The 11,820-nt window shown below is 62.3% G+C and carries 10 protein-coding genes; 1 reads left to right on the forward strand and 9 read right to left on the reverse strand.

Annotation, left to right across the window (positions count from 1 at the left end):
* Positions 1 to 31: 31 nt before the first annotated feature.
* Positions 32 to 1,075 carry a LacI family DNA-binding transcriptional regulator gene (locus E8Q41_RS17245; protein ID WP_246660229.1) on the reverse strand — a complete coding sequence of 348 codons (1,044 nt, stop codon included), beginning with the start codon at positions 1,073 to 1,075 and terminating at the stop codon, positions 32 to 34.
* A 251-nt stretch (positions 1,076 to 1,326) separates the two neighbouring features.
* Between E8Q41_RS17245 and E8Q41_RS17250 the strand changes: the two genes are divergently transcribed.
* The gene (locus tag E8Q41_RS17250; RefSeq protein WP_137156796.1) at positions 1,327 to 3,786 is read left to right on the forward strand and encodes a bifunctional diguanylate cyclase/phosphodiesterase; all 2,460 of its coding nucleotides are present in this window, start codon (positions 1,327 to 1,329) and stop codon (positions 3,784 to 3,786) included.
* 21 nt (positions 3,787 to 3,807) lie between these two features.
* Here the strand turns inward: E8Q41_RS17250 and E8Q41_RS17255 are convergent, their stop codons facing one another.
* From E8Q41_RS17255 to E8Q41_RS17290, 8 genes are all read right to left on the reverse strand, one after another.
* Complete coding sequence (locus tag E8Q41_RS17255; protein ID WP_137156797.1) at positions 3,808 to 5,235, reverse strand: aldehyde dehydrogenase family protein; 1,428 nt, start codon at positions 5,233 to 5,235, stop codon at positions 3,808 to 3,810.
* A gap of 24 nt (positions 5,236 to 5,259) precedes the next feature.
* On the reverse strand, positions 5,260 to 6,342 hold the full coding sequence (locus tag E8Q41_RS17260) for an ABC transporter ATP-binding protein (protein ID WP_170976524.1): 1,083 nt from the start codon (positions 6,340 to 6,342) through the stop codon (positions 5,260 to 5,262).
* Entirely contained in the window at positions 6,335 to 6,931 is a 597-nt protein-coding gene (locus tag E8Q41_RS17265) for a cupin domain-containing protein (protein ID WP_137156799.1), read from the reverse strand. Before E8Q41_RS17265 ends, E8Q41_RS17260 begins: the two co-directional genes overlap by 8 nt.
* A gap of 69 nt (positions 6,932 to 7,000) precedes the next feature.
* On the reverse strand, positions 7,001 to 8,059 hold the full coding sequence (locus tag E8Q41_RS17270; protein WP_137156800.1) for an ABC transporter substrate-binding protein: 1,059 nt from the start codon (positions 8,057 to 8,059) through the stop codon (positions 7,001 to 7,003).
* A 35-nt stretch (positions 8,060 to 8,094) separates the two neighbouring features.
* On the reverse strand, positions 8,095 to 8,892 hold the full coding sequence (locus E8Q41_RS17275) for an ABC transporter permease (RefSeq protein WP_137156801.1): 798 nt from the start codon (positions 8,890 to 8,892) through the stop codon (positions 8,095 to 8,097).
* Positions 8,889 to 9,770, reverse strand: coding sequence for an ABC transporter permease (locus E8Q41_RS17280; protein ID WP_246660230.1), 882 nt, complete (start codon positions 9,768 to 9,770; stop codon positions 8,889 to 8,891). The genes E8Q41_RS17275 and E8Q41_RS17280 overlap by 4 nt, the downstream gene beginning before the upstream one ends.
* 68 nt (positions 9,771 to 9,838) lie before the next feature.
* The gene (locus E8Q41_RS17285) at positions 9,839 to 11,119 is read right to left on the reverse strand and encodes an FAD-binding oxidoreductase (RefSeq protein ID WP_137156803.1); all 1,281 of its coding nucleotides are present in this window, start codon (positions 11,117 to 11,119) and stop codon (positions 9,839 to 9,841) included.
* A gap of 84 nt (positions 11,120 to 11,203) precedes the next feature.
* Complete coding sequence (locus E8Q41_RS17290; protein ID WP_137156804.1) at positions 11,204 to 11,818, reverse strand: hypothetical protein; 615 nt, start codon at positions 11,816 to 11,818, stop codon at positions 11,204 to 11,206.
* Between the last annotated feature and the right edge of the window lie 2 nt (positions 11,819 to 11,820).

The raw sequence follows: 11,820 nt of genomic DNA on the forward strand, positions 1-11,820 counted from the left end.
TTTCAACGGACGGCTTCCATCACCGTCGATCTCAGGCGCTCTGCCGCAGGATCAGTTCGAATCCGACATCAACGCGTTTTTCGGCAGGCGTCTGACCGAGCATCGACGCCAGAAGCATTTCCCCGGCTCTGCGACCGATCTCGCTTGCCGGAATACGGATGGTGGTGAGAGCCGGGTTGAGATGACGGGCGAGTTCGAAATCGCCAAATCCGGTGATCGCCAGTCTTTCCGGAACGGAAATACCCAGTCTCTGGCTCGCCAGAAGCGCGCCTGAGGCGAGGATATCGCTCGAGAAGACCAGTGCATCGCAATCCGGCCGCTCCCGCAGCGCGCGTGCGAGAAGGCGAGCGCCCGCTTCCATGTCTGCGCCCTGGTCCTGCTCCACGACCAAACTCGGCTCCGCCTCAGGCCAGATCGCCTTCACTGCCTCGACGAAACCGTTCCGCCGCTCTTCGGCGCGCACGTCTCCGCGCGCCAGCGCGCCGCAGAACACGATGCCCCGTCGCCCCATGGCTACGAGATGATCCACAAGGGACCGCATGGGTTGACGGTTCGAAAAACCGACGACGCCATCGAGCGGATGGTCGACGAGATCCCAACCTTCCACCACCGGAATGGCGGCCCGTTTCAGCAAAGCCGTTGTCTGGCGACTGTGCCGGGCGCCGATGATGAAAATGCCGTCGGGACGCCGCCCCAAAAGGCCGCGGATGACTTTTTCTTCTTGAACCGGGTCGTAGTTCGTCGCGCCGAGAAAGATCTGATAGCCTCCTGCGTCAAGCACCTCCGAAAAGCTCTGGATCGTGTCGGCGAACACGGAGGCGGAGATCGTCGGGATGATCGCCGCCACGGTGCGGCTGCGCTGCGAGGCGAGATGGCTGGCGGCGAGATTATGGACGTAATGGGTGCTGGCGATGGCTGCGCGGATCGCTTCGGCGGTCTTTTCCGTTACGGTGTCAGGAGAGCGCAGAAAGCGCGACACGGTCTGCATCGACACATCCGCCGCGCGGGCGACATCGGCCATGGTCGCGCCTTCGCTCTTGCGGCGCGGTCGGCGCTTCGGCGTATCTTTTTCCATGGCAGTCTCCACTCTCACCAAACACGGATGTTTTATCGCTGTCATCGACGACTTGCTATGAAAGACGGCGCGGCGCAACATGGCCACAACGTCCAAGATTTCACCAGCGATGTGAACGGATTGTTTAGGTCGTAAGGCGATGATCTGCATTCCCGAAGTCGAGACGAATCCATGCCATTCAGCACCGAACAACAGATCGAGCCGACTGCGTGAGAGCCTTGACAGCCTTACGCCCCTTACCGGACTGGATCGTGAAGGAGATTCTCTCCTCACTCGATCTGCTGCCGGCGCCGGCGATCCTGATCGATGAACGCCTGAGCGTGTTCGGCGCCAATGAAGCAGCCTATTCCATCCTGCCGGGCGTCGGAACGGCGTCGTCGCTGTGCGCACAGTTCGCTGAAGAGGACCGGGACAAACTCGTCAATCTGCTGATCCTGTCGCCGGATATTCCAGGCTGCCCAGCCGGCCTCGACATCGAAATCACATCAGGAGAAGAGCGCCGCTGGTGTAATCTGCAGGCCAGGCAGGTCTCGGGTTTCGACGGCTTCTTCATCGTCACCATACTCGACATCCATGCCGCCAAGACGACGCAGATAGAGACGCGCCGCTGGGAAGAACGCTGGAATGCGGCGCTGGTGGGCTCGGATCTCGGCGTCTGGGACCATGACATCAGGCGCGGCGACTATTTCTATTCCGGGAAATGGAAAGAGATCCGGGGGCTTTCACGCGATAGCGAAGTCGACGCCGACTATGAGAGCTGGATCGATGCCGTCCATCCTGATGACCGCGAACGGGTCCGCGCCTATATCGAGAAGCAGGTCGCGGGAGACATGTCGGTCACGGATTGCGAGTATCGCGAGCGACGCGCCGATGGAACCTATGTCTGGATCGAATGCCGCGGCGCCTGCGTCGAAACTTTTCCGGATGGCAGCGCGGCCCGCATCATCGGCACCGATCTCGATATCACCGCGCGCAAGGAGGCCGAAGGACAGATCCAACGGCTGAAGCAGCGTTTTGAACTCGCGCTGGAAGCCACGCGCATCGGGGTTTTCGAGGCCGATCTCGTCGATCACACCGTGCAGTTCGACGACACGCTGATGGAGATTTTCGGTCTGATCGGCAATTCGCCAGTCATGGGCGGAGATGATTGGATGAGCGTCATCCATCCTGAAGACCGCGCCGCCGCCCTGCAGCGGATCAATGCCGGCGTGACATCGGGAAAAGATTTTTCGAACGAATTCCGGATCATCAGGGCCAATGACGGGGCCTTGCGCCATATTCGGGGGCAAGCTGCGCATTTCATCGACGCAAATGGCCGGCAAAAGGTGATCGGCGCCAATTGGGATGTCACGGAGGACGTCCGGGTGCGCGAGGAACTCGAGCGCGCCAAGACGCTCGCCGAGGCCCGCAACTCCGAGCTCGAAGCGATCCGATCCCGTCTGGAATTCAACGCGCTGCATGACGATTTGACGGGGCTGCCGAACCGACGCTTCCTCGATGAAACGCTTGCACGCCACTCCGGCGCCGCTGGCCTCTCCATCCTGCATATCGATCTGGACCGCTTCAAGCAGATCAACGACACGCTCGGCCATCGCGCCGGCGATTTCATGCTGACGCATGCCAGCGCCATTCTGCTCTCGGCCGCATCAACAGACGATGTCGTCGCCCGGATCGGCGGAGACGAATTCGTCATCGTCTCGACTTTCGAAGGTGATCTCTGCCGGTTGCAAGCCATGGCGACCGAGATCATCGAGCGGCTTCGGGCGCCAGTCTATGTCGACAAGACGCCCTGCCGCGTCGGCGCCAGCGTCGGCATCGCTTTCGACGCGCGACCGGATTGCGACGCCACGCAATTGCTGCAGAACGCCGACATGGCGCTTTATCGAGCCAAGAGCAACGGCAAGAACCGCTACGAATTCTTCACCAGCGAATTGCAGGACCAGATCGTCGTTAAGAAGCGCGTTTCCGACGAGATCCTTGCATCGCTGGAACGCGGCGAATTCATCCCCTATTTCCAGCCGCAATTCGATGCGAAGAGCCTCGATCTCGCCGGGCTGGAGACGCTGGCGCGCTGGGCGCATCCGCTCAAGGGCGTCTTGCCGCCGGCTGCGTTTCTCGCCATCGCCGAAGAGCTGGACGTGGTCTCCGCCATCGATGCGATGATTCTCGAGAAATCCCTCGACCATATGAAAACGCTGGGCGAGGCGGCGCCCAAGATATCGTTCAACATCTCTGTCAGGCGACTGAGCGATCCCGAACTGATGACCAAGCTCGATAAGCTGCCGATCGCGCCTGAGAAGATTTCCTTCGAATTGCTGGAAACGATCTTCCTCGACGACAGCGAAGGCGATCTCGCCGCCAATATCGAGGCGCTGCGCAGCCGGGGCTTCGGCCTCGAAATCGACGATTTCGGGTCGGGACACGCCTCGGTCATCGGACTTCTGAAGGTCAAGCCGAACACGCTGAAGGTGGACCGGGCGCTGATCAAGCCGATCGTCGAGAACCGGGAACAGCGGCAACTGGTCGAAGCGATCATCGGCATCGGCCATTCGCTGGGCATGAAGGTGACGGCGGAGGGCGTGGAGACGCGCGCGCACATCGATCTGCTTCGCGACATGAATTGCGACATCTTGCAGGGCTATGCGCTCGCCAAGCCGATGAGCTACACCGATCTTCGCGGCTTTATCGCGCGGGAGGACTGGCGGCGCTGACGCCGCCAGTCGAGGGCAAGATCAATCGCCGTAGCCGATGATCGACTTGATTTCGAGGAAATCGTGAATGCCGAAATCGGCATATTCGCGGCCGTTGCCCGATTGCTTGTAGCCCCCGAAGGACGAATAGACGTCCCATTCCGGATAGTTGAGGAAGACGGAGCCGGCGCGCATTTCGGCGGCGACAGCCCGGGCATGGTTGATGTCTTCGGACTGGATATAGGCCGCGAGACCGTAGACCGTGTCATTGGCGATATCGATGGCCTCGGCCTCGTCCTTGTAGGGCATAATCGACAGCACCGGCCCGAAGATTTCTTCGCGCGCGACGGTCATGTCGCGGGTGACGCCGCCGAACACGGTCGGGCGAATGAAATAGCCGCGATTGAGGTGTTCGGGACGGCCTGTTCCGCCCGTCACAAGCGTCGCGCCTTCGTCGATGCCAGCCTGGATCAGGCGCTGGATCTTGTCATACTGCAGCTGGCTGACGACGGGGCCGAGATCGGTGTCGGCAGCTTTTGGGTCGCCGGTCTTGAAGGCTTCGGCGGCGACTTTCGCCACCTTCAGCGCTTCGTCGTGGCGGTCGGCCGGCACCAGCATACGGGTCGGCGCATCGCAGGACTGACCGGTATTGCCGAAGCAGCCCTGAACGCCCTTGGTGACGGCATCTTCGAGATCGGCGTCGGGCAGGATGATGTTGGCCGATTTGCCGCCGAGTTCCTGGGCGACGCGCTTGACGGTGTCGGCGGCGGTCTTGGCGACGATGATGCCGGCGCGGGTGGAGCCCGTGAAGGACACCATGTCGACATCGGGATGGCCGGCCATGACCTGGCCGACATTCGGGCCATCGCCATTGATGAGATTGAACACGCCCTTGGGCACGCCGGCCGCATGCATGACTTCGGCGAAGATGATGCCGCTGATGGGGGCGATCTCGGAAGGCTTGAGCACGACCGTGCAGCCGGCGGCGATTGCCGGGGCGACCTTGCAGACGATCTGGTTGAGCGGCCAGTTCCACGGTGTGATCAGCGCGCAGACGCCGATCGGCTCTTTGACCACCGTGGTCGTGCCGCGCTTTTCGCTGAAGGAGTAATCTTCGAGCGCCTTAATCGTGGCCTCCATATGGGCGCGGCCGGCCCATGCCTGGGCGTCGAGGGCGAAGGACATCGGCGCGCCCATCTCGTCCGACACGGCCTTACCGATATCTTCAAAGCGCTCATTGTAGACTTCGAGGATCTTCTTGAGCAGCGCAAGGCGGTCGGCATGGCTGGTCTTGGAAAAGGTCTTGAAGGCGGCCTTTGCGGCGGCGACGGCCTTGTCGACATCGGCCTTGGAGCCGACGGAAATCTTGGTGTAGGCCTCTTCGGTGGCCGGGTTGATCACATCCAGCGTGGCGGGAACGACAGGGGCAACCCATTCGCCGTTGATGTAGAAGAGTTCGTGATTGCTCATGCTTGCTTTCCTCTGCTTGCGCGTTCAGCCCGCCATCATCGGGCAGGTCGCCCCGGGACGCAGCGACAGAGCCACGGTTACGCCCGGTTCGACGATTTCTTGTTCCCCTTGCCGCGGCACATCCACGGACAGCGTCTTTCCCTGGCTGGTTTCGACGCGAAGCCGAAGCGATTTGCCATGAAAGACGACGCTGACTGCTGTTCCTAGCAAATCGCCTGCGGCGGCGTCACGCGAAACGAACAGGTCCTCAGGCCTGACGCCGATTGTGACATCGTCTCCGAGCCTTTTTGTCGACGCCCCATCGGAAGGTATGGTCAAGGTCCAGCCATCGACGTCGACACTGACCCCAGAAGCGGAGACCCCGACCACCCGCGCCGGCAACAGGTTCATGGTGCCGATAAAGCCAGCGACGAAACGGGTGGCGGGCCGGTCATAGAGTTCGGCGGGAGACGCTGCCTGTTCGATACGGCCCTTGTTCATCACCACGATGCGATCGGAGATCGACAGCGCCTCGGTCTGGTCATGGGTGACCATCACGAAGGTCGCGCCGATCTCGTGCTGCAGGCGCTTCAATTCCACCTGCATCTGTTCGCGCAGATGCGCGTCGAGCGCCGAAAGCGGTTCGTCGAGCAAGAGGAGTTTCGGTTCGCAGACGATGGCGCGGGCGAGCGCCACGCGCTGACGCTGACCGCCGGAAAGGGCGCTGACCCGGGCCTCGGCCTTGTCAGGCAGACCGACCATCTCCAGCACCGCCTGAACCTTTTTGCGACGCTCGGCGGAGGGGATCTTGCGAAGCGACAGGCCGAACTCGATATTCTCCGTGACATTCATATGCGGAAACAGGGCGTAGTCCTGGAAGACGGTGTTCACGGGTCGATCATAGGGTCGGAGCGCGGTGATATCGCGCCCTTCAAGCAACACTTTGCCCGACGTCGGGCTTTCGAACCCGGCGATGACCCTCAGCGTGGTGGTCTTGCCGCAGCCGGAGGGGCCGAGCAGGCTCAGGAATTCGCCTGGTGCGATGTCGAGATCGATATCGTCGAGGCCGACCAGTCCGCCGGGAAACACCTTGCGCACCTTGTCGAGCGACAGCAAGGGCTCAGCCATTGTCGGCCTCCGGCGGCTTGTTGGTGTTGACCCAGAGGATCTCGGCGCGGACGGCGCCTCTGTTGGTGAAAGCATGCATCAGGGTGCTCTTGAAGGCGAAGCTGTCGCCCTGCTTCAATTGATAGGTTCCGCCGTCGATTTCGAGCTCCACATCGCCCGTCAGCACATAGCCGAATTCATGGCCGGTATGGGCATAGGCTTCGGCAGTGCCGCCGCGGGGCTCGACCGTCACCAGCATGCCGGTCAGCTGTGAACCCGGCGGCGACAGCAGCCATTTTCCGATGCCTTCCGAATGAACCGGCAGCGGCCGGCGCGATTGTGCCCGGACGCAATAGAGATCGTTGGAATTGTCGGTCCCCTCGCCGATCAGCGCGCCAGGCTCCACCGACAGCGCCGCCGCTAGCGGCCAGATGACCTTGACGCGCAGAGAACTCAGGCCGCGCTCAATCTGGCTCAGCGCCCCGATCGAAATGCCGGTGCGGGAGGCAAGCTCCGTCAGCGACATGTTGCGCTCGAGCCGGAGCGCGCGCACACGCCGGCCGACAATGACGTCGGCCTCCGTCGCATCCCGCATCTGTCTTGCCGTCATCTCTTGCACTCTGGCGTCCTTTCTCTCCGGTCGCCGCCGCCCTTTGGGGGACGGCGGCGGCGCATGGGCTCAGCCGCCCGCCTTGACCTTTTCGAACATCTTGGCGAGATCGTCATTCTGCTTCATCGGCCCGGTGAAAACCGTGGTCTTGAGCATGTCGTCGGGATTGGACGGCAATTCAAGCGTCTTCAGCGTATCGGCCGGAACTTCGGCGAAAGCGGTGCTGGTCGAGGCGCCATAGCCATAGGCCTCGATCAGATATTTGCCGGAATCGGCTTCCAGACGGCTGTTGATGAAGTCATAGGCCAGATCGACATTCTTGGCGTCCTTCAGCAGCACATAGCCGCAGGTCCAGGTGAGCATGCCCTCTTTCGGCTTCATGAACTCCACCGGTACGCCCTGTTTCTTGAGCGCCACGGCGGAGGCGTTCCAGGTCATGGCGGCGACCAGTTCGCCGCTCGCCAGCGACTGCTCCACCGAGGTCATGTCGGTGGTGTAGGTGGAGATCAGCGGCCGCTGATCGCGGAGCTTCTCGGCGACCTTGTCGAGATCGGCCGCGCTCATGTCAAAGGGGTTGACGCCAGCAAGAAGGGCGGCGACCAGCGGCGTGTCATGCACGGCGTCGATCGTGGCCATGCGGCCGGCATATTGCTTGTCCCAGAGGAGCGACCAGCTCTTTTCCGGATTCTCAACCAGATCGGTGCGGTAGAGGATGGAGGTGTTGCCCCAATCCCAGGGCACCATCCAGACCTTGCCGTCGCCGGCCTGGAGGTCTGGAAGATTGCGGAAGGTCGGGAAGATCTTGTCCCAGTTCTTGATGCGCTTGGTGTCGATCGGCTGCAGCAGGCCTTCCTTGTTCCACCGGGCGATCTTGTCATAACAGGGATGGGCGACATCGGGCCGGAAACCGGCCTTGACCTTGGTGAAGGCGTCGTCGTCATCGCCGAACATCGCATATTCGATCGCATCGGGATGTGCGGCGAGATAGGATTTGCTGAATTCCGGCAATTCATAGCCGGACCAGGTGAAATAGGACAGTTTGTCGGCGGCCTCAGCCAACCCGCTTGTCGTGATCAGAGCCGCCGCGAGCGCGCCGCCCAGGATCTTGGTCAGTCTTCCAGTTTTCATGCGCGTTCTCCTCTTCGTTGTTATGATTGGATCATTCACGTCTGGCCGCGCCGGCGGAGCAGTTCCGCAGCGGCAGCGATGGCGATGCTGACCGCAAGGATGACGCTGCCGAGCGCCATCACCATCGGCAGCGATTTCGGAAAGCGCAGCTGGCTCCAGATGAACAGCGGCAGCGTCTGATCGGAGCCGGCCAGGAAAAAGGCGATGATGAATTCGTCGAAACTGGTCAGGAAGGCCAGCATGAAGGCCGAGCCGATCGCCGAGGCCGAGAGCGGCAGCATGACTTTCCAGAGCACCAGGAATTCGCGCGCGCCGAGATCCTCGGCGGCCTCGGGAATGCTGCGGGGAATATTCTGGAAGCGCGACCGCATCACCATCACCGTCGTGGGCAGGCCGGCGAGCACATGCCCCGCCACCATGGCCGTCAGCGAGGGGCCGAGACCGGCGAGATTGACGAGGATCAGCAGCGATATGCCGAGGATGACGCCGGGAATGAGAATAGGCAGGCGGGCGATGGCCGAGACGAGATTGGCGAAGACCGATTGCCCGAAGACATCCATATAGGCGATCGCGCCGCCGCAGAGCGTCGCCAGAAAAGCCGAGGTCAGGCCAACGATCAGGCTGTTTGCGACGGCGGCGGCGAGCGCTTCATTGCCGATGAGCGCCTTGTACCAATCCAGCGTGAAGCCCTTGAGCGGAAAGGACGCCTGCACCGCATCGTTGAAGGAGAAGAGCGGGATCAGGCAGACCGGCAGATAGAGAAACACCAGATAGGCTGCGACATAGAGCCAGAGCAGACTGCCGGCATTGAGGCGTGGAGCGTGCGCGGTCATTGGCGGCTCCCGTAGCGACGATCGACCATGCGGGCGACGAGAATCAGCGCCAGAATCAGCGCCATCACGGAGACAGCGAGCGCCGCGCCGAACGGCCAGTCATTGGCCTTGCCGAACTGCGCCTGGATCAGCGAACCGATCATCACGCTTTGCGGTCCGCCGACCAGCGCCGGCGTCACATAATCGCCGACCGTCGGCACGAAGACGACGAGCGCGCCGGAGAGCACGCCGGGCATCGAGTACGGAAGCACGACGCGGCGGAAGGCAGTGAAGGGCTTGGCGCCGAGATCGGCGGCTGCTTCCAGCAGCGATTTCGGCATCGTGTCGAGCGCGACGAAAATCGGCAGGATCGCGAATGGCGCATAGGCATGCGCAAGCGTGAGCACCACAGCGGCGGGCGTATTGAGGAAAGCCAGCGACGGCTCGCTGAGCAGGCCGCTGCCGACCAGCGCCGAATTCAGGACGCCATTATAAGCGAGCACGATCTTCCAGGCGAAGACCCTGAGCAGATAGCTGGTCCAGAACGGCAATGTCACCAGAAACAGGATGAGGCCACGATGGCGACCGGCATGGAAGGCGAGAAAATAGGCGACGGGAAAGGCGGTGACGACTGTGGCTGCCGTGACCAAACCGGCGATGACCAGCGACCTCACCGCGACCATGACATAGAGTGGATCGGTTGCGACGGTGACATAATTTGCAAGAGTGCCCCCTGCCCCGGTCAGCGAGCCGTCATTGACGCGCAACGACAGAAACAGCACCAGCGCCAGCGAGAAGAGGATCAGAACGAACGCTACGAAGGAGCCGGGCGTCAGCATGAGGGCGCGGAACACCGCGCGCGATCCGCCTCCCTGCTGCACCCTTTCCCCCATCGCCATCATGGCCGTCCGCTCAAATATGAAATTCAGTTCATCATTTTCATTTTTCAGAAAGAGTCAAGCTCGCTTCACCGCTCCAAAGCGTCCAGCATGCGATACCAGGCTATCGTCGCGCCGACACCGACCTGCCGGAATCGGTGGAAGGGAATGGGCGCGATCGGCGTGAGCGGCAAAGGCAGCCGCTCTGGATCACTGGTCAGGAGATAATCGACGAGACGCGGGCCCGACGCCGTCATCAAACCGACGCCGCGCCCCTGGCAACCGACCATCGTCACCAGCCCCGGCTCAGGCTCATGCACATGCGGCAGATGATCGAGCGTGACGGCGACGCGGCCGAACCAGCGTTTTTCAATCGCCACGCCACGCAAAGACGGAAACAGCCGGACCAGCGCCCGTTCGAGATGCGCCCAAGCCTCCGGTCCGCGCGGCAGACGCATCGGGCCACGACCGCCGAGAATGAGACGGTTGCCGGCAGCGCGGCGGTAGTAAACGAGAATCCGCCGGGAATCCGACACCGCCTGCCCGGCCGGCAGGATCGATCTCAACACGTCCTCGGCAATCGGCGCGGTGGCGATCTGAAGAGAATGGAGCGGCACGAGCGTGGCGGCGAGGCCCGGGAACAGAGTGTCGGAATAGGCATTGGCAGCCAGCAGCACCTTGCCTGCCCGGATCTCGGCGCCATCGGCGAGACGGGCGATCCAGAGGCCGTCGCGGCGCGAAAGGCTGGCGCAACGGCTGTTTTCGCGGATCTCGACGCCGTTTTCGCGAGCCAGTCGCGCCAGTTCCAGCGTGAGCGACAGCGGATTGATGACGCCGGCGCGGCGATCGTGAAAGCCGCCGAGATAGTTGCCGGCGCCGATTGCGGACTGAATGCCCGTTGCGTCCAGCATCTCGACCTGATCGCTGTAGCCGCGCCATTGTTTGTAGCGCGCAGTCGCGGCGGCGAGCGCCTTTTCCGTATGACAGGCCTGTATCCAGCCCGAGCGCGCCCGGGGAACGTCGAGCTTTTCACCTTCGATGAGATCGAACACGGCGTCCGCCGTTCCCGAAACGAAATCGACGACCGCGGCGCCGCGCTTGTCACCGAAATGCTGGAGAAGCCAGTCCGGATCATATTTCAGGCCGGGAATGACCTGGCCGCCATTCAACCCGCTCGCGCCTTCGCCGATCCGGCCGGCATCCACCAGCCGAACGCCGAGCCCTTGGCGGGCCGCTTGCAACGCGCCCGTCAACCCGCAAAAGCCGCCGCCGATCACCAGCAGATCAACGCGGCCAGCGCTCGCTTTCGCCTGCGACATCTCCCGCCGCTGCGCCTCATCGGACCAGACCGGATCGTTGGTCAGCATCATCCCGCCCCTATCTCCAAATTTTCATCAGCATATCGCCAGAAAATGAAATTGAAACAGGAGTTTTCATTTATTTGAAGCGCCGCGTCAGCCGCCAATCTGGACCAGCGGGCGAAAGCCGGCCTTGAGCGCGGCGAGAATGGGCGGAGGCGTCAGCACATCGACCCTGGTTGCGGGATCGAAGACAGTCGGGGCGCCATAGCCGGCGTGGCTCCAAGGGTGAAGCTTGCCATGCAACAGGAGATGCGGCTGTCGCCCATGCAGCACGAACCCGCCATCGGGCAGGTGTCCGAGTGTTTCCAGATGTAGCCCGGCGCCTCGCCCGAGCCGCGCCTGATGCAGGATCTGATCGATGCAGGAGGCTGAAAGCGTCTGCTCCGCCTCCCCAAGACCTTCCGCCAGCGCAGCGCGAAAAGCTTTGTAGGCCGGGCGGCGGCAAAGCGCGCAGGGACGATGACCTGCTGACAGCGCCACGGCCTCGTCGAGAAAGAAGAGCGGCGTGTAATGACCGCGTTGATCGAAGATCACCCGATAACTCGGCGACCGGGGTTCAAGCGTGCAACTGATCCACGCCTTGCTGCGCCAGGCCCTGACGATGCGGCCTTGCCTGTCATGCAGATCGCCGCGATTGCCCATCAGAGACCCGCGCGCCGGGGACGCTTCGATGTTTCCAAAGGGCGTCACACGATTGGCGCGCGGCATCA

It is taken from the genome of Rhizobium sp. FKL33 (assembly GCF_005222915.1).
Lineage (GTDB): Bacteria > Pseudomonadota > Alphaproteobacteria > Rhizobiales > Rhizobiaceae > Rhizobium_E.